Annotated in this window: 18 protein-coding genes; 11 read left to right on the top strand and 7 right to left on the bottom strand. The window is 69.8% G+C overall.

Annotation, left to right across the window (positions count from 1 at the left end; genetic code table 11):
* Positions 1-278: 278 nt before the first annotated feature.
* Positions 279-2,054 (bottom strand): phosphoenolpyruvate--protein phosphotransferase, encoded by a 1,776-nt coding sequence (ptsP, locus tag ACTJKJ_RS21460; protein ID WP_297390274.1) that lies wholly within the window; start codon positions 2,052-2,054, stop codon positions 279-281.
* A 197-nt stretch (positions 2,055-2,251) separates the two neighbouring features.
* On the opposite strand from ptsP, the gene ACTJKJ_RS21455 reads away from it, so the two are divergent.
* Positions 2,252-3,100: a GNAT family N-acetyltransferase gene (locus tag ACTJKJ_RS21455; RefSeq protein WP_147240369.1), complete on the top strand. Its 849-nt coding sequence runs from the start codon at positions 2,252-2,254 to the stop codon at positions 3,098-3,100.
* Between the two features lie 65 nt (positions 3,101-3,165).
* Here ACTJKJ_RS21455 and ACTJKJ_RS21450 read toward each other — a convergent pair whose 3' ends face one another.
* From ACTJKJ_RS21450 to ACTJKJ_RS21440, 3 genes are all read right to left on the bottom strand, one after another.
* A complete protein-coding gene (locus tag ACTJKJ_RS21450) occupies positions 3,166-3,435 on the bottom strand; it encodes an HPr family phosphocarrier protein (protein WP_091731299.1) in 270 nt (89 codons plus the stop codon).
* Positions 3,432-3,854 (bottom strand): PTS sugar transporter subunit IIA, encoded by a 423-nt coding sequence (locus tag ACTJKJ_RS21445; RefSeq protein WP_254783511.1) that lies wholly within the window; start codon positions 3,852-3,854, stop codon positions 3,432-3,434. The genes ACTJKJ_RS21450 and ACTJKJ_RS21445 overlap by 4 nt, the downstream gene beginning before the upstream one ends.
* 84 nt (positions 3,855-3,938) lie before the next feature.
* Entirely contained in the window at positions 3,939-4,457 is a 519-nt protein-coding gene (locus ACTJKJ_RS21440) for a hypothetical protein (protein ID WP_440821905.1), read from the bottom strand.
* A gap of 74 nt (positions 4,458-4,531) precedes the next feature.
* On the opposite strand from ACTJKJ_RS21440, the gene ACTJKJ_RS21435 reads away from it, so the two are divergent.
* The 9 genes from ACTJKJ_RS21435 to ACTJKJ_RS21395 all read left to right on the top strand — a co-directional run bounded on the left by ACTJKJ_RS21435 (position 4,532) and on the right by ACTJKJ_RS21395 (position 19,479).
* Positions 4,532-5,797: a CaiB/BaiF CoA transferase family protein gene (locus ACTJKJ_RS21435; RefSeq protein ID WP_343604508.1), complete on the top strand. Its 1,266-nt coding sequence runs from the start codon at positions 4,532-4,534 to the stop codon at positions 5,795-5,797.
* The gene (locus ACTJKJ_RS21430) at positions 5,794-6,549 is read left to right on the top strand and encodes an alpha/beta fold hydrolase (protein WP_440821903.1); all 756 of its coding nucleotides are present in this window, start codon (positions 5,794-5,796) and stop codon (positions 6,547-6,549) included. The genes ACTJKJ_RS21435 and ACTJKJ_RS21430 overlap by 4 nt, the downstream gene beginning before the upstream one ends.
* Positions 6,550-6,721: 172 nt before the next feature.
* The gene (locus ACTJKJ_RS21425; protein WP_440821901.1) at positions 6,722-7,891 is read left to right on the top strand and encodes a hypothetical protein; all 1,170 of its coding nucleotides are present in this window, start codon (positions 6,722-6,724) and stop codon (positions 7,889-7,891) included.
* 66 nt (positions 7,892-7,957) lie between these two features.
* On the top strand, positions 7,958-8,467 hold the full coding sequence (locus tag ACTJKJ_RS21420; RefSeq protein WP_440821899.1) for a TlpA family protein disulfide reductase: 510 nt from the start codon (positions 7,958-7,960) through the stop codon (positions 8,465-8,467).
* A gap of 232 nt (positions 8,468-8,699) precedes the next feature.
* A complete protein-coding gene (locus tag ACTJKJ_RS21415; protein ID WP_440821897.1) occupies positions 8,700-10,340 on the top strand; it encodes an MdtA/MuxA family multidrug efflux RND transporter periplasmic adaptor subunit in 1,641 nt (546 codons plus the stop codon).
* Positions 10,341-10,365: 25 nt separating this feature from the next.
* The gene (locus tag ACTJKJ_RS21410) at positions 10,366-13,614 is read left to right on the top strand and encodes an MdtB/MuxB family multidrug efflux RND transporter permease subunit (RefSeq protein ID WP_440821895.1); all 3,249 of its coding nucleotides are present in this window, start codon (positions 10,366-10,368) and stop codon (positions 13,612-13,614) included.
* A complete protein-coding gene (locus ACTJKJ_RS21405; protein ID WP_440821893.1) occupies positions 13,611-16,787 on the top strand; it encodes a multidrug efflux RND transporter permease subunit in 3,177 nt (1,058 codons plus the stop codon). The genes ACTJKJ_RS21410 and ACTJKJ_RS21405 overlap by 4 nt, the downstream gene beginning before the upstream one ends.
* 3 nt (positions 16,788-16,790) lie before the next feature.
* On the top strand, positions 16,791-18,245 hold the full coding sequence (locus tag ACTJKJ_RS21400; RefSeq protein WP_440821891.1) for an efflux transporter outer membrane subunit: 1,455 nt from the start codon (positions 16,791-16,793) through the stop codon (positions 18,243-18,245).
* A gap of 190 nt (positions 18,246-18,435) precedes the next feature.
* Complete coding sequence (locus ACTJKJ_RS21395) at positions 18,436-19,479, top strand: hypothetical protein (RefSeq protein ID WP_147241838.1); 1,044 nt, start codon at positions 18,436-18,438, stop codon at positions 19,477-19,479.
* 86 nt (positions 19,480-19,565) lie between these two features.
* On the opposite strand, the gene lipA is transcribed toward ACTJKJ_RS21395, so the two are convergent.
* The gene (gene lipA, locus ACTJKJ_RS21390) at positions 19,566-20,576 is read right to left on the bottom strand and encodes a lipoyl synthase (RefSeq protein ID WP_147241839.1); all 1,011 of its coding nucleotides are present in this window, start codon (positions 20,574-20,576) and stop codon (positions 19,566-19,568) included.
* Positions 20,577-20,606: 30 nt separating this feature from the next.
* Entirely contained in the window at positions 20,607-21,275 is a 669-nt protein-coding gene (gene lipB / locus ACTJKJ_RS21385) for a lipoyl(octanoyl) transferase LipB (RefSeq protein WP_147241840.1), read from the bottom strand.
* 61 nt (positions 21,276-21,336) lie between these two features.
* Between lipB and ACTJKJ_RS21380 the strand changes: the two genes are divergently transcribed.
* Positions 21,337-22,014: a tetratricopeptide repeat protein gene (locus ACTJKJ_RS21380; protein WP_297386745.1), complete on the top strand. Its 678-nt coding sequence runs from the start codon at positions 21,337-21,339 to the stop codon at positions 22,012-22,014.
* 15 nt (positions 22,015-22,029) lie between these two features.
* Here the strand turns inward: ACTJKJ_RS21380 and ACTJKJ_RS21375 are convergent, their stop codons facing one another.
* Positions 22,030-22,320: a DUF493 family protein gene (locus ACTJKJ_RS21375; RefSeq protein ID WP_297386748.1), complete on the bottom strand. Its 291-nt coding sequence runs from the start codon at positions 22,318-22,320 to the stop codon at positions 22,030-22,032.
* Between the last annotated feature and the right edge of the window lie 7 nt (positions 22,321-22,327).

Genomic DNA, 22,327 nt, shown 5'->3' with positions numbered 1-22,327 from the left:
ATTATGAACGATTCTTTTTGAATCCGTCAAGCAGTCTGCGAAATTATTTTCAGCGTCGACCGCGAGAATCTCGCCGCCAAATGAAAACTGGGAAACCCAGTCCAATCATTTGACTACCTCGGCATATCCTCCGAGGCCGCCGCTCAAAACGTTGTCGTGAGCAGCGAAGACCGAGAGTCTAGCACGAGTTTCTTCGCTCGCGCAACTCTCTCGTCATCTGATCGTCATGGCGCGTGTTTGACGGGCCCTCCTATATAGGGAGCGCCGGTCGTCCTGCGTCAATGCAGCCGTGACTGCGGCGCCAGCGCTTCCAGCGCCGCCTTCGCGGGCTCATCGCTTTCCAGGATCCGCGGCAGCGCCGCTGACAGACGCGGCACGTCCGCCCGGAGGATCCGCTGTTTGACCGACGGGATCTGGGACGGGTGCATCGAGAAGCAGGTCAGCCCCATGGCCAACAGCAGGTCGGTGAAGGCCGAGTCCCCCGCCATCTCGCCGCACACGCTGACTTCCTTGCCGGCCGCCCGAGCCTGGGCGATGGCATTGGCCAGCAGATGAAGGACCGCGGGATGCCAGGGGTCATACAGATGCGCGACCGCCTCGTCGGCGCGATCGATGGCCAGCGTGTACTGGATCAGGTCGTTGGTCCCGATGGACACGAAGTCCACATGCCTGAGCAACTGCGGCAGCATGATGGCCGCCGCCGGCACCTCCACCATGACGCCAAGTTGCACCTCGCCGTACGCCTGGCCGGTCTCGTCCAGTTGGCCCTTGACCCGCTTGATGGTTTCCTGGATCTGACGGATCTCCCCCAGGTGGGCCACCATCGGCACCAGCAGCTTCACCTTGCCGAACGCGCTTGCCCGATAGATGGCCCGCAATTGCTGACGGAACATGCTCGGCTCCGCCAGGCTCCAGCGGATCGCTCGCAGGCCCATCGCCGGGTTGAGCACATGCTCGTGGCGGAGTTCATTGACCGACATCCGATCCAGGGGCTTGTCCGCGCCGATGTCCACCGTGCGGATCGTCACCGGCAGGCCGGCCATCGCCTCGACGGCACTCTTGTAGGCAGCGAACTGCTCTTCCTCGCTGGGCAGGTCGCCCTCGCGGTTCATGAACAGGAACTCGCTGCGGAACAGGCCGACGCCGGTCGCGCCCGAGGCCAGCGCCGCCACGGTGTCGCCCGGCAATTCGATGTTGGCGTGAAGCTCGATGCGCTGCCCGTCCATCGTGATCGCCGGCGTGTGGCGCAACCGGGCCAGCCGCGCGTTCTCGAGTTCCGCCTGGCGCTGCCTGAACCGGTACTCCTCCAGCACGATGGGGGAGGGATTGACGATGACCGTCCCGGCATCGCCGTCGATGATCACCCAATCGTCCTGGCGGATTAGCCGCGACGCCTCGCGCGTTCCCACCACGGCGGGAATGGCCATGCTGCGGGCCACGATGGCGGTGTGAGAGGTCTTCCCCCCGATGTCGGTGATGAAGCCCTGGAAGACGCTGCGCTTGAACTGGATCATGTCGGCCGGCGCGATGTCGGCGGCCACCAGCAGCAAGGGATCCTCGCCGGCGAAGTCGCGCGCGACCACGGCCGAGGCGCCACTGGGCGACTCGTCCTGCTCGGCGGCGAGCGCAGCCAGCACGCGCTCGACCACCTGTTCCAGGTCGGCCTTGCGCTCGCGCAGGTAGTCGTCCTCCATTTCGTCGAACTGGCGCGCCAGCACCTCGAGTTGCGCCGACAGCGCCCACTCGGCGTTGTAGTGGCGGTCGACGATCCAGTCGCGGGCGGCATCAACGAGCGCCTCGTCGTTCAGCAGCAGCAGGTGGACATCCAGCAGCGCGTCAAGCTCATGCGGCGCGTCCTCCGGCAGCTCGGCCTTGAGGGCCTGCAGCTCGCGCGTCACCGCGTCGCGGCCGCGGACCAGCCGGGCATATTCCTGCTCCGCGTCGGCGGCGCCAATGAAGTAGTGGGCGACGTCGACGCGGCTGGACGCGACCAGCACGGCTCGGCCGATCGCCACGCCGCGGGAAACGGGAATGCCGAAGACCTGGAAACTCATGCGCCGACTTTAGCAGCGGGTGTCGAAGCCCTCTTGAGCCGCAGGTGAACTTGCGAAAACCCCTGTGAGCCCGGCGTCAATCGTCCGTGCGGGCGAGCGTGACGACGGCACGACTGTCATGGTTCGTTCACTTGAGGGTCACCGACGCGTCACCGCCGCCGCTCAGCATCCCGGCATCACTTCAGCGAGGCTTTGCCATGAGGGATCTGCCGCTGCCCACCCTGCCCTTCTCCGATCTGCGCCCCGCCGAGGCGCCCCGGAGGTCACTTCCAGCCAGCTCCCAAGACGTCGTTGTCGACGCTGCGCGCGCTCGCTTCCATGTGGGTTGGGCGCGCACGGAGGACGAGGTCCGGCAGGCCCAGCGCCTGAGGTACCAGGTTTTCGTCGACGAAATGGGCGCGCGGCTGAGCGTGCCCGCCGGGGCGCCCGCCGGTCACGACATCGACCTCTTCGATCCCTTCTGCGAGCACCTGCTCGTGCGCACGCTCGACGAGCACGGCCAACCGGCCGAGGTGATCGGCACTTACCGGGTGCTGACGCCGGAGGCGGCCCGCCGCGCCGGCGGCCTGTACAGCGAGACGGAGTTCGACCTGACCCGACTGCGCTCGCTGCGCCCCCGCATGGTCGAACTGGGCCGCTCCTGCGTGCATCCGGACCACCGCCATGGCGGCGCCATCATGGCGCTGTGGGGCGCGCTGGCCGAGTTCATGGTCCGCAACGACCTGGACACGATGATCGGCTGCGCCTCCATCAGCATGCGCGACGGCGGCCACTACGCGGCCAGCCTGTGGCGCCAGCTCGAAGGCAGCCATCTGGCCGACATCGCGTGGCAGGTACGCCCCCGCCTGCCGCTGCCGGTCGACGACCTGCGCCAGGACCTGGTCGTCGAGCCGCCGCCGCTGATCAAGGGTTACCTGCGCGTCGGTGCGCGCATCCTGGGCCGTCCCGCCTGGGATCCGGACTTCAACACCGCCGACCTGCCGATGATCATGCGCATCGCGGACCTGCCGGCGCGCTACCGCAAGCACTTCCTCGGCGGTCTTTGACGACGCCCGTCCATGCAAAAAAGAGAAGGGCTGCCTCGGCAGCCCTTTCTCGTGGCGCGGTCGTCTTACTGGCCTTCGCCGAACTTGTCGTTGACCAGTGCGGTGATCGCCTCGTGCGCGGCCTGCTCGTCCTCGCCCGTGGTCTCGAGTTCCACTTCGGCGCCGATCCCGGCGGCCAGCATCATCACGCCCATGATGCTCTTGGCGTTCACGCGCCGGCCGTTGCGGGTCATGAACACCTCCGCCTTGAATCCCCCCGCCAGTTTGGTCAGCTTCGCCGAGGCACGGGCATGCAGGCCCAGCTTGTTGCTGATGGTGAGGGTCGACTTGATCATGAGCAGGAAGGTTGGGACGAGGAGTGGGTGGAGCACGGCGCCGTCGCGTCGCACAGGATCCCCTGGGTACCGCCCTGGCTGGCGCGCTGCAGCAGCGCATCCAGTCCTTCGCCGGCGTAGCACAGCGAGCGCCACAACATCGGCACGTTGACGCCGGTCAGCACCTTGACCTGCTCGCCCTGCAGGCGCAGCGCGGCATTCGTCGGTGTGGCGCCATAGACGTCGGTCAGCACCAGGGTCTGCAGATGTCCGGAGGCGCTGATCAGCGCCCGCGCCAGCGACTCGACATCGTCGGCGCTCATCTCCGGCGTCACGTCCAGCACGCTGAGCTGCAGCGCGCAGTGCGGGAACGTGTGCTCGGCCACCTGCTTGAGCGCGGTGGCCAGCGGAGCATGGGCGATCAGCAGCAGGCCGGACATGGGGCGCATTATCGTGCGGCGCAGCATGGCGCGGGCGGGGCCCGCACAAATCCTCAATCCGGGGGAGGACGCCTTGGTGGTCCCTCAAAGGGGCAGTTGCACCGACCCCAGGAACACGTCCCAGGCTTCCGCGTCCAGGCGCTCGCCCTGCAGCAGCAGCTGGTACAGGCGCCCCTCCCGGGAGAACACGGCCTGGCGCACCTGCTGGGCCGGCTGGCCCGGCCGGGCCTCGAAGGCCTGCTGGAACGCTTCCGGATCGACGGCGATCCCGCGGACGCCGAGAGGCGCCGAGGCGCCCGGGGCCATCTGCCGGGCGATGCCGTCATGCATGCGGCGCATCGCCGCGGAGGTCGCGCGCGCGTCGCCCAGGTCGGTCCAGGTGAAGGAGAACTGCCCGCCGCGGGCCTTGCAGCTCATGGAGCGCACGACGACCGGCTGGCCGGCGGGTCCGGGCTGGGTGCGCTCCTCGCGTTCGGGCTTGCAAGGGAACATCAGCGAGACCTGCGCGCCTTCCGGATCGACCTTGCGCCAGTTCAGCGCGGGACTGCAGCCGGCGGCCAGCACCAGCGCCAGGATCGGAACGAGCGGAGCCAGTCGTCGCATCGGGCGATTATGGCGGCCGTGCGACCGGCGCCTGCCTCGCGGGCGACCCCGGCGGCATCCCCCACAATGCCCCGATGAGCGAAGCGAACTCCCCCCGTCCCTCCGCCATGGCCCTGCAGGGCGTGCGCGTTCTGGATCTTTCCCGCGTGCTGGCCGGACCCTGGTGCACGCAGACCCTGGCGGACCTCGGCGCCGACGTCATCAAGGTCGAACGCCCCCCCAGAGGCGGCCATCCCGGCGGGGACGACACCCGCGGATGGGGGCCACCCTATCTGAAGGACCGCGACGGCCAGGACACCGCCGAGGCGGCGTACTACCTGGGCGCGAACCGCAACAAGCGCTCGATCGGCGTCGACATCGCCAGTCCCAAGGGCCAGGCGCTGATCCGCGAGCTGGCCCTGCGCGCGGACGTGGTGGTCGAGAACTACAAGGTCGGCGACCTGACCCGCTACGGCCTGGATGCGCCGGCGCTGCTCGCGCTCAATCCGCGGCTGGTGTTCTGCTCGGTCACCGGCTTCGGCCAGACCGGCCCCTACCGGGACCGCGCCGGCTACGACTACGCGGTCCAGGGCCTGGGCGGTCTGATGAGCGTCACCGGCGAGGCCGACGCGCTGCCCGGCGGCGGACCGCAGAAGGTCGGCGTGGCGGTGGCCGACCTGTTCACCGGCATGTATGCGACGGTCGCGATCCTGGCCGCGCTGCGCCACCGCGACGCGACCGGCGAGGGCCAGGTCGTCGACATGGCGCTGCTGGACACGCAGGTGGCGATGCTGGCCAACCTGGGCGCGAACTACCTGAGCACCGGCCAGGCGCCGCGCCGCATGGGCAATGCCCACCAGAACATCGTGCCGTACCAGGTCTTCCAGGCCAGCGACGGCCACCTGATCGTCGCCGTCGGCAACGACGGCCAGTTCGTCAAGTTCTGCGAACTGCTCGGCGTGCCCGAGCTGGCCCGCGATCCGCGTTACGCGACCAACGCCCAGCGGGTGCGGCACCGCGAGGCGCTGGTCCCGCTGCTGGCCGAGCGCATCGCCGCGCGCCCACGCCAGCACTGGCTCGATGCGATGGAAGCGGCCAAGGTGCCCGGGGGCGCGATCAACGACCTGGCCGAGGTTTTCGAGGATCCGCAGGTGCGGCATCGCGGCATGGTCGTGCCGATGGCGCATCCGCTGAGCGACGCGCTGCGCGTCGTCGCCAGCCCGATGAAGCTGTCCGGCACGCCGGTGGCCTACCGATTGCCCCCGCCGCTGCTGGGACAACACACCGACGAGGTCCTGGCCGAGCTCGGCCACGGCCCCGAGGCCATCGCCGCCTGGCGCGAGGAAGGAGTCATCGCATGAGCAGCACCGATCGAGACGGCGCGGATCGAGCGCGGGGCGTGGACATCGTCCTGGTGCACGGCGCGTGGCTGGGCGCCTGGGCGTGGAGGCGGGTGCTGGCGCCGCTGCGGGCGGCCGGCCATCGCGTCTTCCCGGTGACGCTGAGCGGCGTCGGCGAGCGGGCGCACCAGCCGCACGAGGGCATCCGCCTGCAGACCCACATCGACGACGTCAAGGCCGTCATCGAGTGCGAGGAACTGAGCGAGGTGCTGCTGGTCGGCCACAGCTACAGCGGCATGGTGATCACCGGCGTGGCCGACCAGTTGCCGACCCGCATCGCGCGGCTGGTCTACCTGGACGCGGTGGTGCCGGAGCCGGGCGAGTCCTGGTCCAGCCGCCACACGCCGGAGACCCAGGCGCAGCGGCGCGAGCTGATCGCGAAGTTCGGCCACCTGCCGGTGACCGAGCCGCACGGCATGGGGCTCAAGCCGGAGGACTTCGACTGGATGATGCGCTGCCAGCGCCCGCAGCCGGGCGGCGTCTACGACAGCCCGCTGGACTTCGACCAGGAGGCCTGGCTGGCGCGGCCGCGCACCTTCATCGACTGCAACCGGCCGGCCCTGCTCACCATCGCGGCCGCGCGCGAACGCGCCCGCAGTCAGCCCGGCTGGGAACGCTTCGAGATCCCGACCGGCCACCAGGTGATGATCTCGGCGCCCGAGGCGCTCATCGAACGCCTGCTCATGCTGGCCGACCGCCAGGCCCAGGGCTGACGGATCGTCCGCCATCCGCCCCCGTCCCCCTGGGAAACGTGAGCCATTTCACGGCATCCCCCCAGGGGGGCGGTCGCCCCCGACTCACGGGATGGCCTCCCCCAGGACCGCGCGGAACCATGGCGCCTCCCCGCCCCGGCATGCCGCCGGCGGCCCACCCGAACGAGAGAGCATGTCCCGCCCGCCCCCCACCGTGGCCGCGCCGCTGGCCGCCAATGACATGGTGCAGCGCCCCAGCGATTCCCAATGGGGCGACATCGTCCAGCAGCTCGGCGCCGAGATCGCCGGCCCGCTGAGCGGGGCCCTGGAGCGCATCCACGCCTTGATCAGCAGCGGCCAGATCGACCGCCAGGGCCTGCGGGCGCTGCGCGACGCGGTGGCGCAGGCCCGCGAGGCCGGGATGGTCAGCCAGCAACTGGCGCGGCTGGCGTCGGGCCGGCTGCGGCTGTCGCGCGAGCAGGTGTCGCTGACGCAGGTGCTGCGCGGCGTGCTGGCGCAGCGCAGCCGCGAGACCCAGGCGCGCGGCATCCAGATCCGCCAGCTGCTGCAGCCGATCGAGGTGATGACCGACGCGTCGCTGCTGTTCTCGCTGCTGAACGCGGTGATGGACTGGGCGCTCACGAACACGCATTCCTCGCTGGAGATGCGGCTGGACCTGACGCCCTGGCCCGCCAGGGCGCGGCTGATGTGCCGCTTCGCCCACCGCTCGCTGGACCTGGGCAGCGCGCCGTCGTCGGCGATCAATGAACCGCCCGAATCGCTGAACTCGCTGACCTGGCGCCTGATCGAGCAGACCGCGCTGACGATCGGCGCCCTGCCGCTGCGCGAGGACGAGGCCGGCATCACGATGCTGACGCTGGAGTTCCCGCACCTGGCCGGCGACGAGCCCGGCGCGCAGCACGGCCCCGCGCCGGTCGCGCCGCCGGACCGGCCCGAGCTCGACGATCCGACGCCGTCGCACAACTCCAAGCCGCTGGCGGGCTGCCACCTGCTGATCGTCTCGCCGCGCCGCGAGTTGCGGCAGGAGATCCAGGCCGCGGTGCGCCACATGGGCCTGATCATCGACGCCGTGGGCTCGATGGACGAAGCCCTGCAGTTCTGCGAGGAAGGCCTGCCGCACGGCATCGCCTTCGAGCAGTCGCTGCGCGACGCGGACTTCGATCGCCTGCGCGCCGACATCACCGGCGAGGTGCCCAACTTCAGCTTCGTCGAGGTGATGGACGGCGACCAGCAGACGCAGCTCTCGACCGCGACGGCCGACCACATGGCGCGGATCTCGCGGCAGAACCTGCAGGACGCGCTGCCGTCGGTGCTGCTCTTCGAGCTGTCCAAGGCGCTGTGAGGCGCCCTCCCGCCCAAGCCCCTGCCGGGTGACGGGCCACGGGCGACCGGCATACACTCGCCCCCCATGAAGCTGCCTCGCTGGACCGGACTCCTGTTGTTGGTTGTCGCCGTCGGTGTCGGCGCCGGCCTCGCCTATGAGGGCCTGAAGCCCGAACCCGCCCCCCAGGTGGATTACGTGCTGCTCGACGGTTCGAAGCACGCGTCCGCGCAGGCCTGGTCCGGCAAGGTGATGCTGGTCAACTTCTGGGCCACGTCCTGCACGACCTGCGTCAAGGAAATGCCCAACGTCATCGCGACGCACCAGAAGTACAAGGACAAGGGTTTCGACACGCTGGCAGTGGCCATGAGCTATGACCCACCGGCCTATGTCGCGAACTATGCCGAGACCCGCCAGCTGCCCTTCGGCGTCGCGATGGACAGCACCGGCGAGATCGCGCGCCGCTTCGGCAAGGTGCAACTCACGCCCACCACCTTCCTGATCAACAAGCGTGGCGAGATCGTCAAGCGCTTCGTCGGTGAGCCCGACTTCGCCGCGCTGCACGGCACGATCGAGAAGCTGCTCGCGGAGAGCTGATCCGCCCTTCCCGCCCCGAAGCATGCCGCTCCCCGAGCGGCATTTTTCATGGCCGCTCCTCGGGCGGGGCCGGACGCTTTGCGATTCTTTTCGTCGGCGACACCAGGCTGCTGTCGCCAGATACTAGGGTGTCGACATGCCCGCCGACCCTGCGCCCTGACGGCGCCGCGACGGCCGGCCCGCGTCCCGCTCCCGGCCCGCCAGAGGCCCTCCGCACCAGCGACCGACCCGCATGAACACCAACAACAAGCTGCCCTGCCCGCCGGTCCCCGGCCCCGTCCGCGTCCCTGGCGTCACGAGGCGCCGCCGACAACAAGGCCGCGCGGCGCCGTGGATCCTCGCCCTCGTCGTGCTGGCCACGGCCGCCGGCGGCTGGTGGTGGTGGAAGGGCCGCGGCGCGGATGGCGAGGCCGGCGGCGGACCCGCGCGCGCCGCCAGCGGTCCCGGCGGCGCCAGCCCGGCCGGTGCCGGCGGACGGGGCGGCCGCTTCGCCACCAACCGGGTGCAGCCGGTCTCGGTGACGCCCGCGCGGCTGCAGGACATCCGGCACACCGCCTCCGCCATCGGCACCATCAGCGCTTCCAACACCGCCGTCGTGCGCGCGCAAGTCAGCGGCGTGCTGCAGCAGCTGCACTTCACCGAGGGCCAGCAGGTCAAGGCCGGACAGCCGCTGGCGCAGATCGACCCGCGCGCCTTCCAGGCCGCGCTCGGCCAGGCCGAGGGCCAGCTGGCCCGCGACAAGGCCACGCTGGACAACGCGCGCATCGACCTCGCCCGCTACCAGGACCTGCTCGCCAAGGACGCGATCGCCCGCCAGCAGGTCGACACGCAGCAGGCGACGGTCCGCCAGCTCGATGGCACGGTGAAGGCCGACCAGGCCGCCGTGGACAGCGCCCGGCTGCAGGTCACCTACACCCGGGTGCTGGCGCCGATCTCGGGCCGCGTCGGCCTGAAGCAGGTCGACATCGGCAACGTCGTGCAGACCAGCGACGCCAACGGCGTGGTCAGCATCACGCAGACGCGGCCCATCGCGCTGACCTTCGCCGTGCCGTCGGCGCTGCTGCCCCAAGTGACCGCCGGCCTGAAGGACAAGGCGTCGCTGACGGTGGAAGCCTGGAGCCGCGACGGCAAGACGCGCCTGGCGACCGGCCGGCTCGCGACTGCCGACAACGCCATCGACCTGAGCACCGACACGATCAAGCTCAAGGCGCTGTTCCCGAACGAGGACGACGCGCTGTATCCCAACCAGTCGGTCAGCGTGAAGCTGCAGCTCGCCACCGAGGCCAACCGCCTGGCCGTGCCGGCCGCCGCGGTGCTGCGCGGCGCGCAGGGCTTCTACGTCTACGTCGTCGGCCCGGACAACACCGTGAGCACGCGCGTCGTGCAGACCGGCGCGGTCGACGGCGACTGGATGGCGGTGGACGGCCCGCTGCAGGCCGGCGACCGCATCGTCGTGGACGGCGTCGACCGCCTGCGCGAGGGCGCCAAGGTCGAGGTCATCGCCAACGACCCGAAGCAGCGCGCCGGTGCCAACGCGGCGCCGCGACGCAGCCGCGGCGCGAGCGCACCGGGCGGCGCGGCCTCCGGCGCGCACGGTGGTGGCCGTCACGCCTCGGGCGCCTCCGCTCCCGCCACTTCCGCGGCCCCCGGCGACAGCGGCAACCCCGCCGATGCGGCGCTGCGCGCGCCCACCGCCGAAGCGCGCAACGACGCGGCCCAGTCCGGCGGCGAGCGCCCGGCCTGGCTGGATCGGCTGCCGCCGGACCTGCAGGACAAGGTCATGAAGATGAGCCCCGCCGAGCGCGAGGCCTGGATCGCCGAGCGCCGCGCCGAACGCGCCAAGCGCCAGGCCGCCTCCGGCAACGCCCGCTGACCGCGACGAGGGCAAGGCCATGGCCATGAACCCGTCCCGTCCCTTCATCGAGCGGCCGGTCGCGACCTCGCTGCTGATGCTGGCCATCCTGCTGGCGGGCCTGCTGGCTTACCGGCTGCTGCCGCTGTCGGCGCTGCCCGAGGTCGACTACCCCACCATCCAGGTCACGACGCTCTACCCGGGCGCGAGCCCCGACGTCATCTCCACCACCGTCACCGCGCCGCTGGAGCGCCAGTTCGGCCAGATGCCGGGGCTGGGGCAGATGACCTCGTCGAGCTCGGGCGGCGCCTCGGTGATCACACTGCGCTTCTCGCTGGGCCTGTCGCTGGACGTGGCCGAGCAGGAGGTGCAGGCCGCGATCAACGCCGGATCGAACCTGCTGCCCTCCGACCTGCCGATGCCGCCGGTCTACAGCAAGGTCAACCCGGCCGACGCGCCGGTGATGACGATCGCGGTGACCTCGCCCTCGCTGCCGGTCATCAAGGTGCATGACCTGGTGGAGAACCGCCTCGCGCCCAAGCTGTCGCAGGTCGACGGCGTGGGCCTGGTGAGCATCGCCGGCGGCCGCCGGCCCGCCGTGCGCATCCAGGCCAACCCGAGCACGCTGGCCGCGCTGGGCCTGTCGCTGGACGACGTGCGCAGCGCCATCGCCTCGGCCAACGTCAACCAGGCCAAGGGCAGCTTCGACGGCGCGCAGCGCGCCTCCACCATCGACGCCAACGACCAGCTGCGCTCCGCCGCCGAGTACCAGAACCTGATCATTGCCTGGAAGAACGGCAACCCGCTGCGGCTCAGCGATGTCGCCCAGATCGTCGACGACGCCGAGAACCTGCGCCTGGCGGCCTGGGCCGACACGACGCCGGGCGTGATCCTGAACGTGCAGCGCCAGCCCGGCGCCAACGTGATCCAGACCGTCGATCGGGTGAAGGCGCTGCTGCCCAAGCTGCAGGGCACGCTGCCGGCGTCCGTCGACGTGCAGATCCTGGCCGACCGCACCACCACGATCCGCGCCTCGGTCGACGACACCGAGATCGAGCTGCTGCTCGCCATCGCGCTGGTGGTGGCGGTGATCTTCCTGTTCCTGCGCAGCGGCAGCGCCACGCTGATCCCCAGCGTCGCGGTGCCGCTGTCGCTGGTGGGCACCTTCGGCGTGATGTACCTGGCCGGCTTCTCGATCAACAACCTGACGCTGATGGCGCTGACGATCTCCACGGGCTTCGTCGTCGACGACGCGATCGTGATGATCGAGAACATCGCCCGCTACGTCGAGGAAGGCGACTCACCGATGGAGGCCGCCTTCAAGGGCTCGCGCCAGATCGGCTTCACCATCATCTCGCTGACCGTCTCGCTGATCGCTGTGCTGATCCCGCTGCTGTTCATGGGCGACGTGGTGGGCCGGCTGTTCCATGAATTCGCGATCACGCTGGCGGTGGCCATCCTGATCTCGGCCTTCGTGTCGCTGACGCTGACGCCGATGATGAGCGCGCGGCTGCTGAAGCCGGAGACCGAGCAGAAGCACTCGCGGCTCGGCACCTGGTTCGGCGAGAAGTTCGAGGCCATGATCCAGGGCTACGGCCGCGCGCTGGACTGGGTGCTGGACCGCCCGGTGCTGACGCTGCTGGGCTTCGCCGCCACGCTGGCGCTGACCGCGCTGCTGTACGTGGTCGTGCCCAAGGGCTTCTTCCCGGTGCAGGACACCGGCCTGGTGCAGGTGATCACCGAGGCGACGCAGAGCACTTCCTTCGATGCGATGAGCGAGCGCCAGCAGCGGCTCGCCGAGGTCTTCCTGAAGGATCCCGACGTCGACCACATCGCGTCCTTCATCGGCGTGGACGGCGCGAACGCCTCGCTGAACACCGGCCGGATGCAGATCACGCTCAAGCCCTTCGCGCAGCGCCACGCGTCGGCCACCGAGGTCATCGCGCGGCTGGGCGACCTGAACCGCCAGGTGCCCGGCATCACCGCCTACATGCAGCCGGTGCAGGACCTGACCATCGAGGATCGCGTCTCCAAGACGCAGTACCAGTTCCTGCTGAGCTCGCCGGACTCGACCGACCTGCAGAAGGCCAATGACGCGCTGCTGGCGCGGCTCAAGCAGCTGCCGCAGCTGGCCGACGTCGCCAGCGATCTGCAGAACCAGGGCCTGCAGGCCTGGGTGCAGATCGACCGCGAGGCGGCCGGCCGGCTCGGCGTCACGGTCGCATCGATCGACACCGCGCTCTACAACGCCTTCGGCCAGCGGCTGATCTCGACGATCTACACGCAGGCCAGCCAGTACCGCGTGGTGCTGGAGGCGGCGTCGGAATTCCGCAGCGGCCCGCGCGCGCTCGAAGGGCTGTACGTGCCGGGCAGCACAACGACGACCAATGCGACCGGCACGGCCACCACCACGACGGTGCAGGTGCCGCTGAGCTCGGTGGCGCAGATCGTCGAGCGGCCGGCGGCGCTGGCGATCAACCATGTGGCGCAGTTCCCGGCCGCGACGATCTCGTTCAACCTGCCGCCCGGCGTCGCGCTGGGCGACGCGGTGCAGGCGATCAAGGCCGAGCAGGCGAAGCTGGACCTGCCCATCAGCGTCGAGACCAGCTTCCAGGGCGCGGCCGAGGCCTTCAGCAATTCGCTGTCCAGCACGCTGTTCCTGATCCTGGCCGCGGTGGTCACGATGTACATCGTGCTGGGCGTGCTCTACGAGAGCTACATCCATCCGGTCACCATCCTGTCGACGCTGCCGTCGGCCGGCGTCGGTGCGCTGCTGGCGCTGCTGATCGGCGGGCTGGACCTGGGGATCATCGCGATCATCGGCATCGTGCTGCTGATCGGCATCGTGAAGAAGAACGCGATCATGATGATCGACTTCGCGCTCGAGGCCGAGCGCGAGCAAGGCCTCGATCCGCGCGCCGCGATCCATCAAGCTTCGCTGCTGCGCTTCCGTCCGATCCTGATGACGACGATGGCCGCGCTGCTCGGCGCGCTGCCGCTGATGCTGGGCACGGGCGTCGGCCATGAACTGCGGCATCCGCTGGGCGTGACCATGGTCGGCGGCCTGATCGTGAGCCAGCTGCTGACGCTGTTCACGACGCCGGTGATCTACCTCGGCTTCGCGCGCATGGCGCAGCGCTGGCGCGAACGCCGCGGCGTGAAGCGCGAAACGCGCGCGGCCGAGCAGCGCCGCGGTCCCGACGCGCCGGAAATCGCCGATCCGGCCGCGCCGCTCGCGCCCGCCGGTCCGAGCCTGCCCCGGCAACCGGGCGACGACGGCGGAGCGCCGCGATGAATATTTCAGCGCCCTTCATCGCGCGTCCGGTCGCGACGACGCTGATCACCATCGGCATCGCGCTGGCGGGGATGCTGGGTTACCACTTCCTGCCGATCGCGCCGCTGCCGCAGGTGGACTTCCCGACGATCTCTGTGTCCGCCTCGCTGCCCGGTGCCAGCCCCGACACAATGGCCGCGACGGTGGCCACACCGCTGGAGCGCGCGCTGGGCAGCATCGCCGGCGTGACCGAGATCACCTCGCGCTCCTCGCTGGGATCGAGCAGCGTGACCCTGCAGTTCGACCTGAGCCGCGACATCAACGGCGCCGCGCGCGACGTGCAGGCGGCGATCAACGCCGCGCGCACGCTGCTGCCCTCGGGCCTGCCCAGCAATCCGACCTACCGCAAGGTCAACCCGGCCGACGCGCCGATCATGATCCTGGCGCTGACCTCGAAGACGCTGACGCGCGGCCAGATGTACGACACCGCCTCGACGGTGCTCGCGCAGCGGCTGGCCCAGGTGGACGGCGTGGGGCAGGTCAACGTCGGCGGCGGCGCGCTGCCGGCGGTGCGGGTGGAGCTCAACCCGGACAAGCTGGCGGCCAACGGCATCGCGCTGGACCAGGTGCGCCAGGCCATCACCAACACCAACGCGAACCGGCCCAAGGGCGCGGTCGAACAAGGCGGCCGCTACTGGCAGGTCGGCGCCAACGACCAGGCCCGCACCGCCGCGGAGTACGCGCCGGTGGTGCTGTCCTACCGCGACGGTGCGGCGCTGCGGCTGCGCGACGTGGCCGAGGTCAGCGACTCGGTCCAGGACGTGCGCAACTACGGCGCGTCCAACGGCCAGCCGGCGATCCTGCTGTTCATCCAGAAGGAGCCGGGCGCCAACATCATCGAGACCGTCGCCCATGTGCGCGAGCTGCTGCCGCGCCTGCAGGCCTCGATCCCGCCCGCCATCGAGCTCAAGGTCATCAGCGACCGCACGCCGACGATCCGCGCCTCGCTGGACGAGGTGCAGCGCGCGATGGCCATCGCCGTCGGGCTGGTGATCCTGGTGGTGCTGCTGTTCCTGCGCAGCTGGCGCGCGACGCTGCTGCCGGCGGTGGCGGTGCCGGTCTCGCTGGCCGGCACCTTCGGCGTGATGTACCTGTGCGGCTACAGCCTGGACAACCTGTCGGCGATGGCGCTGACGGTGGCCACCGGCTTCGTCGTCGACGACGCGATCGTGGTGCTGGAGAACATCACCCGCTACATCGAGCAGGGCCTGACGCCGGTCGAGGCCGCGCTGCGCGGCGCGCGCGAGATCGGCTTCACCGTGATCTCGATCAGCCTGTCGCTGGTGGCGGTCTTCATCCCCATCCTGCTGATGGGCGGCGTCGTGGGGCGGCTGTTCCGCGAGTTCGCGGTGGTGCTGTCGGCGTCCATCCTGGTGTCGATGGTGGTCTCGCTGACGACGACGCCGATGATGGCCTCGCGGGTGCTCCGGGCCCGCCCGGAACCCGCGCACGGCGCGGCGGCGCGGCGCCAGGGCCGGCTCGCGCGCGCGGCCGGCCGCTTCAACCGCGCGCTGGCGCGGGGCTACCGGCGCTCGCTGATGTGGACGCTGCGCCACCAGCCAGTGGCGCTGCTCTCGCTGGTGGCGGTGATCGCCCTGAACGTGCACTTGTACGGCGTGATCCCCAAGACCTTCTTCCCGCAGCAGGACACCGGCGTGCTCATCGGCGGCGTGCAGGCGGACCAGGGCAGCTCCTTCGAGATGATGCGCAAGCGCGTCGACCGCTTCATGGAGATCATCCTGTCCGACCCGGCGGTGCAGAACGTCAACGGCAGCACCGGCGGCGGGCAGCGCAACTCGGCCAACTTCTACATCACCCTCAAGCCGCTGAAGGAACGCAAGGTCTCGGCCGACCAGGTGGTGAACCGGCTGCGCGACAAGATGGCGCACGAGCCGGGCGCCAACCTCTTCATGGTGCCGGTGCAGGACATCCGCATCGGCGGCCGGCAGGCCAACGCGCAGTACCAGTACACGCTGCAGGCCGACGACCTGGCGGTGCTGCGCGAATGGGAACCGCGGGTGCGCAACGCCCTGTCCAACCTGCCCGAGCTGACCGACGTCAACACCGACCAGCAGGACAAGGGCATGCAGACCTCGCTGGTGATCGACCGCGATGCGGCGGCGCGGCTGGGCATCAGCGTCAGCACCATCGACACGACGCTCAACAATGCCTTCGGCCAGCGCCAGGTCGGCGTGATCTACAACCCGCTGAACCAGTACCGCGTGGTGATGGAGCTCGCGCCGGAGTACCTGCAGGGACCTGAGACGCTGCGCAAGCTCTACGTGACCAGCAGCTCGGGCGCGCAGGTGCCGCTGTCGGCGTTCAGCCGCTTCGAGACCACCAACACGCCGCTGTCGGTGAACCACCAGAGCGGCACGCCGGCCTCGACCATCAGCTTCAACCTGCCCGAGGGCGTGTCGCTGTCCCAGGCGACCGACGCGATCAACAACGCGATGGCGGAGCTGGGCATCCCGGTGTCGGTGCGGGGCACCTTCGCGGGCACGGCCAACGCATTCCAGGATGCGCTGAAGTCGCAGCCCATCCTGATCGGCGCGGCCATCATCGCGATCTACCTGGTGCTGGGCATGCTCTACGAGAGCCTGGTGCATCCGGTGACCATCCTGTCGACGCTGCCGTCGGCGGGCGTGGGCGCGCTGCTGGCGCTGATGATGTTCCACACCGAGTTCTCGATCATTGCCCTGATCGGCGTGATCCTGCTGATCGGCATCGTGAAGAAGAACGCGATCATGATGATCGACTTCGCCATCGCGCGGCAGCGCACCACCGCGCACCTGACGGCGGGCGCGGCGATCTTCCGCGCGGCCAAGCTGCGGCTGCGGCCCATCCTGATGACGACCTTCGCGGCGATCTTCGGCGCGGTGCCGCTGGCCATCGGCAGCGGCGATGGCGCCGAGCTGCGCCAGCCGCTGGGCATCGCGATCGTCGGCGGCCTGATCCTGAGCCAGCTGCTGACGCTGTACACGACGCCGGTCGTGTTCGTGATGATGGAAAGGCTGCGCCAGCGCGTGATGCGGCGCCGCGCGGCGAAACGCGCCGCCAGCGCCGCGCAGCCGCCGCACGAGGCGCCCCCGACGACTCCCGAGCCGCCCGCGGCTCCGACCCTGCAGGGCTGAGACATGCCGACCTCGATGACCTCGACGACCTCGACTTCGTTCCTTCGTCCCTCGCTGCCGGCCGTGGCGGCGGCGGTGCTTGGCGCACTGCTGAGCGGCTGCGCGGTGACGCGCGTCGATCCGCCCGCGCCGGTGACGGCGCCGGCGCAGTACAAGGAGGAGGGGCTCTGGAAGCAGGCCCGGCCCGCCACCGCCGAGCCGGTCCCGGAGCAGTGGTGGACGCTGTTCGACGACCCCGTGCTGAACGACCTGCAGCGCCGCCTGGTGATCGGCAACGAGAACCTGAAGGCCGCCGTGGCGCAGCTGGCCGGCGCGCGCGCGGCGCTGGAGGCGAGCCGCTCGGCGCTGCTGCCGACGCTGTCGGTCGGCGTGTCTGGCACGCGCAGCGCGAGCCCGGATGGCAACGTCACCAACGGGACGATCAACCGCGGCCCGACCAACAGCGTGCAGGCCTCGCTCAACGCGAGCTGGGAGCCGGACCTGTGGGGCCGGCTGCGGCTGGCCAGCGAGGGCGCGGGCGCGACGCTGCAGGCCACGGCGGACGACTTGGCGGCGGCGCGGCTGAGCGCGCAGGCGACGCTGGCGCAGAGCTATTTCTCGCTGCGCACGGCGGAGGCGCAGGAGGCGCTGTACGACCGCAGCGTGCAGGCCTACCAGCGCTTCCTGGACCTGACGCAGGCGCGCTACCAGAGCGGCGTGGCCGCGCGCAGCGACGTGCTGCAGGCGCAGACGCAGCTGCGCTCGGCGCAGGCGCAGCTGCTGGAGACGCGGTCCACGCGCGCCCAGCTGGCGCATGCGATCGCGGTGCTGCTCGGCCTGCCGCCGTCGGCGCTGGAGCTCTCGAAGAACGCCGCGCTGCCCACGCCACCGGAGGTCCCGATGATGCTGCCGTCGCAGCTGCTCGAGCGCCGGCCCGACATCGCCGCGGCGCAGCGGCGGGTGGCCTCGGCGTATGCGCAGATCGGCGTGGCGGACGCGGCCTACTTCCCGTCGCTGACCTTGTCGGGCAGCGGGGGCTACCGAAGCAGCACGCTCAGCAAGCTGCTGTCGGCGCCCAACCTGTTCTGGTCGCTCGGCCCGTCGCTGGCGCAGGCGATCTTCGACGGCGGCCAGCGCAAGCTGGCCAGCGCTCAGGCCCGCACCAGCGCGGAGGTGGCGACCTCGACCTATCGGCAGACGGTGCTGACGGCGCTGCAGGAGGTCGAGGACAACCTGATCCTGGCCGACCACCTGCGTGAAGAGGCGCGGCTGCAGCAGGAGGCGCTGGAATCAGCGCAGCGCAACCTGGAACTGGTGACGGACCAGTATCGCGCGGGCACGGTGTCCTTCCTGGACGTCACGACCGCGCAGAACAGCGCGTTCAATGCGGAGGCCTCGCTGCTGTCGGTACGCAACCGGCAGCTGGCGGCGATCAGCCTGCTGCTGAAGAACGTGGCGGGGCGGTGGACGCCGGCGTGAGGCGACCCGAGGCTGCGTAAGGCGGCCTGCGGCGTCCCCCAAGTGGGCGGGTGGTCCGGTTGTCTTCGCTGCGCAACAAGGCGACTGACCCTTGAAATCAGTCGGAATTGAGCGCTCCTAGCATGCCTCTCATTGGGCGCCTTGACGCCCGTGAGACTGACCGCGGCGGACGTCCGCGAAAGGAACAGGCATGCAGATCGATCCCGCAGCGAGGGCGGCCGTGCGCGGCGCCCTGCCCCCACCGACGAGGGCCGAGGATCTCGAGCGGTATCACGCCGTCGAGACCTACATCACCCAACACGCGCCGCAATACCGGATCCAGTTGCGCCCGCAGTACCGCGAGCGCCTGTCCACCATTCCCGCCGACCTGGGCAAGGAGCAGTTGGACATCGAGCTGTTCAAGATCCAGAAGGACATTGAACTCGAGCATCGCCAACGAGCGGCCAGCATCCAGTCGATGCCCTTGGACTCCGCAACCGGGTCGAGTGAGTACGCAGCGCTCTACCGGCAATACCTGGACGAGGAGAACGAGCTCGGGAAGGCGGCGCTGGCGCGCTACGTCGTGCACCGCCGCACGATCCTGGAGATGCTCGAGGGCGCGTTGAAGATCCAGGACTCCGGCGCCTACGCGCGCGAGGACCTCATCCACGGCCTGATCTTTCCAATGCGGACGACGTCGGATGAAGTCGACTTCACGAGGCAGAACCTGTGGGTCGTCGATGAACGGCTCGCGTATCACACGCACCTGGCGTCGGACCTGCCGATGAGCCGGCTCACGCCCATCGCCGTGGCGGACCGCGATGAACCGGATCTCGTGGTGTTCAACACCCCGCGGGCCTTCGCCGACACCAAGAGCCCGTACCAGTCGGTCGTCATCGTCGAGTTCAAGCGCCCCGAAAGGAACGAGTACCCCGCCCGGGAGGAAAACCCGGTCGAGCAGGTCCTGCGCTATGTCCGCAAAATCAAGGAAGGCCAGGCCAAGGACCGCGACCTGAAAACCATCAACGTCGGCGCGATCCCCTTCTACGCCTACATCCTGTGCAGCCTCACGCCCCGCATGCGCGCCATCGCGGAAGACCACGACTTCGTGCGGACGCCTGACAACGAGGGCTACTTCAAGTACCACCAGAGCCAGGGCTGCTACATCGAGATCGTGTCCTACGACAAGGTGCTCAACGATGCGAAGAAGCGCAACCGCGCCTTCTTCGAAAGGCTGCAGATTCCCGCCACCTGAATTCCCGATTCGACCTCGCAACGGACGACGGCTCCCGAAGGAGCCGTCATTCGTTCAGCGCGTCAGCCGCGCCCGGCCTCAGCGACTCAAGCCGCCGAGGCCTTCTCCGCTTCGGCCTTCTCCAGCGCGGCGTGGGCCTGCTGGTCGGCGTGGTAGCTGGAGCGCACCATCGCGCCGACGGCGGCGTGCGTGAAGCCCATCTTGTAGGCCTCTTCCTCGAACATCTTGAACGTGTCCGGATGCACGTAGCGACGCACCGGCAGGTGGTGGCCCGACGGCGCCAGGTACTGGCCGATCGTGATCATGTCGATGTCGTGGGCGCGCATGTCGCGCATGACCTGGAGGATCTCCTCGTCGGTCTCGCCCAGGCCGACCATGATGCCGCTCTTGGTCGGCACGCCCGGCACCGCTTCCTTGAAGCGCTTGAGCAGGTTCAGGCTGAACTGGTAGTCCGAGCCCGGACGCGCTTCCTTGTACAGGCGCGGCGCGGTTTCCAGGTTGTGGTTCATCACGTCCGGCGGCGCCGCCTTCAGGATGTCCAGCGCGCGGTCCATGCGGCCGCGGAAGTCGGGCACCAGCACCTCGATCTGCGTCGTCGGGCTGAGCTCGCGCACCTTGCGGATGCATTCGGCGAAATGGCCGGCACCGCCGTCGCGCAAGTCGTCGCGGTCCACGCTGGTGATCACCACGTAATTCAGCTTCAGCGCCGCGATCGTCTTGGCCAGGTTCAGCGGCTCGTCGACGTCCAGCGGATCCGGCCGGCCATGGCCGACGTCGCAGAACGGGCAGCGCCGCGTGCACTTGTCGCCCATGATCATGAAGGTCGCCGTGCCCTTGCCGAAGCACTCGCCGATGTTGGGGCAGGAGGCTTCCTCGCAGACCGTGTGCAGCTTGTGCTCGCGCAGGATCTGCTTGATCTCGTAGAAGCGGGTCGACGGGCTGCCGGCCTTCACCCGGATCCAGTCCGGCTTCTTCAGCTGCTCGGCCGGGATGATCTTGATCGGGATCCGCGCCGTCTTGGCTTGCGCCTTCTGCTTGGCGGTCGCGTCGTAGTCGGACGCGCTCTTGGCTTCGTGGGTGACGTTCTCGGTTGCCATCAGGCGCTCTTTCGGTTCCGGGTTCGAGCCTCAGGGTTCCAGCTGCGCGGCGAGCCGTTCAGCGAACCGCTGGGCCACCGTGGCCCAGTCCGTGAAAACCCCGAGTGTACCGAGGTCCACCGTCTGGAGCCCTGCGTACCCGCACGGATTGATGCCCAGGAAGGGCTTCAGGTCCATCGCCACGTTGAGCGCGACGCCGTGGTACGTGCAGTGCCGGCTGATCTTGATGCCCAGCGCCGCGACCTTGCCCAGCCCCCGGAACGGGTCGGCCGGATCGGCCGGCCCGGTCAGGGCGGCATGCGCCCCGGGGTCGTCCAGCCGCACGTAGATACCGGGCGCGCCGGCCACGCGGTGGCCGGTCACGCCGAAGCCGTCCAGCGTCTGGATGACGGCGGTTTCGAGGCGGAAGACGTATTCCTTGACGAAGATGCCCAACCGCTTGAGGTCGACCAGCGGATAAGCGACCACCTGTCCCGGGCCGTGGTACGTGACCTGGCCGCCGCGGTTGGTCTGCACGACGGGGATGCCCTGGGCGTCGAGCACGTGGTCGGCCTGGCCGGCCAGGCCCTGGGTGTAGACGGGGTCGAATTCACAGAGCCAGAGCTCGTCCGGCGTCTCTGGGCCGCGCGCGTCGGTGAAGGCGCGCATCGCATCCAGCGTGGCCGCATAGTCGACGCGGCCCAGGGTCTTGATCAGCATGCCGGCATGCTAGCCGCGATGGACCTAGCATCGGCCGCATCGGGACATTCAGGAGTGCGCCATGTCGCGCCACCTCATGCGCTTCGCCGCCGCGGCGATCGCCCTCGGACTCGCGCTGCCCGCGGTGGCGGCCACCGCGCCGGCCGCGCGCGTGACGCTCGAACAGGCGCTCGCCACCTACGAGCGCGGCGACCTGCCCGCCGCCGAGCGCCAGTTCCGGCTGCTCTCGCAGCAAGGCCTCGCCCTCGGGGACTACAACCTCGCGATGATGCATCTGAGGTCCGAAGTGCCGAAACCGGATCCTCGCTTCGCGCGCTCGCTGCTCGTGCGCGCCGCCGGCCGGGGCCTGGTTCGCGCCGAGCTGGCGCTGGGCCAGTTCCACGAGCAGGGGGAGGATGGGCGTCCCGATCTGGTCCAGGCCCAGTCCTGGTACCTGAAGGCGGCGGAACACGGGAGCGTCGATGCGCAGGTCGCGGTGGCCACGGCGTTCTACCTGGGCCGCGGCGCGGCGAAGGATTTCGCGCAGGCCGCGCAGTGGTATCGCGAGGCCGCCAAGGGCGGCGATGTGGGCGCGCAGTACCTGATCGCGTCGATGTATGAATCGGGCCTGGGCGTCGAGCGCGACCTGCGCCTGGCGCGCTACTGGTACGACATCGCCGCCCGCAACGGCGACGAAGCCGCGCCCTACAAGCTCAAGGCCGTCGACGACGCGCTGGCCGCCGACGCCGGCACGGTCTGATCGCGGCTCAAGGCGTCAGAGGACGACCTTCACCATCGGGTGCGTGGTCAGCGTGCGATAGAGCTCGTCGAGCTGCTCGCGGCTGGTCGCGGTGACGGTGATGGTGAGGCCCAGGTAGTTGCCGCCCTTGCTCGGGCGCTGCTCGACGGTGGACGCGTCGAAGCCCGGGTCGAACTGCCGGGCGACGCTCACGATCGCCTCGACGAAGCCGTCCACATGCGCGCCCATCACCTTGATGGGGAAGCGCGACGGGTATTCGATGAGCGACCGCTCGGGCGGGATCGGGGCGTTGGTGAACGAGGTCATGATGGGG

It is taken from the genome of Roseateles sp. 22389 (assembly GCF_052044995.1).
Lineage (GTDB): Bacteria > Pseudomonadota > Gammaproteobacteria > Burkholderiales > Burkholderiaceae_C > Roseateles.
Note: the sequence above shows the minus strand (reverse complement) of the source record. Positions and strands in the feature narration are given on the sequence as shown.

Coding starts and splice junctions, on each gene's coding strand:
- ptsP (WP_297390274.1), bottom strand. CDS start 2,054: ATGAGTTTCCAGGTCTTCGGCATTCCCGTTTCCCGCGGCGTGGCGATC.
- ACTJKJ_RS21455 (WP_147240369.1), top strand. CDS start 2,252: ATGAGGGATCTGCCGCTGCCCACCCTGCCCTTCTCCGATCTGCGCCCC.
- ACTJKJ_RS21450 (WP_091731299.1), bottom strand. CDS start 3,435: ATGATCAAGTCGACCCTCACCATCAGCAACAAGCTGGGCCTGCATGCC.
- ACTJKJ_RS21445 (WP_254783511.1), bottom strand. CDS start 3,854: ATGTCCGGCCTGCTGCTGATCGCCCATGCTCCGCTGGCCACCGCGCTC.
- ACTJKJ_RS21440 (WP_440821905.1), bottom strand. CDS start 4,457: ATGCGACGACTGGCTCCGCTCGTTCCGATCCTGGCGCTGGTGCTGGCC.
- ACTJKJ_RS21435 (WP_343604508.1), top strand. CDS start 4,532: ATGAGCGAAGCGAACTCCCCCCGTCCCTCCGCCATGGCCCTGCAGGGC.
- ACTJKJ_RS21430 (WP_440821903.1), top strand. CDS start 5,794: ATGAGCAGCACCGATCGAGACGGCGCGGATCGAGCGCGGGGCGTGGAC.
- ACTJKJ_RS21425 (WP_440821901.1), top strand. CDS start 6,722: ATGTCCCGCCCGCCCCCCACCGTGGCCGCGCCGCTGGCCGCCAATGAC.
- ACTJKJ_RS21420 (WP_440821899.1), top strand. CDS start 7,958: ATGAAGCTGCCTCGCTGGACCGGACTCCTGTTGTTGGTTGTCGCCGTC.
- ACTJKJ_RS21415 (WP_440821897.1), top strand. CDS start 8,700: ATGAACACCAACAACAAGCTGCCCTGCCCGCCGGTCCCCGGCCCCGTC.
- ACTJKJ_RS21410 (WP_440821895.1), top strand. CDS start 10,366: ATGAACCCGTCCCGTCCCTTCATCGAGCGGCCGGTCGCGACCTCGCTG.
- ACTJKJ_RS21405 (WP_440821893.1), top strand. CDS start 13,611: ATGAATATTTCAGCGCCCTTCATCGCGCGTCCGGTCGCGACGACGCTG.
- ACTJKJ_RS21400 (WP_440821891.1), top strand. CDS start 16,791: ATGCCGACCTCGATGACCTCGACGACCTCGACTTCGTTCCTTCGTCCC.
- ACTJKJ_RS21395 (WP_147241838.1), top strand. CDS start 18,436: ATGCAGATCGATCCCGCAGCGAGGGCGGCCGTGCGCGGCGCCCTGCCC.
- lipA (WP_147241839.1), bottom strand. CDS start 20,576: ATGGCAACCGAGAACGTCACCCACGAAGCCAAGAGCGCGTCCGACTAC.
- lipB (WP_147241840.1), bottom strand. CDS start 21,275: ATGCTGATCAAGACCCTGGGCCGCGTCGACTATGCGGCCACGCTGGAT.
- ACTJKJ_RS21380 (WP_297386745.1), top strand. CDS start 21,337: ATGTCGCGCCACCTCATGCGCTTCGCCGCCGCGGCGATCGCCCTCGGA.
- ACTJKJ_RS21375 (WP_297386748.1), bottom strand. CDS start 22,320: ATGACCTCGTTCACCAACGCCCCGATCCCGCCCGAGCGGTCGCTCATC.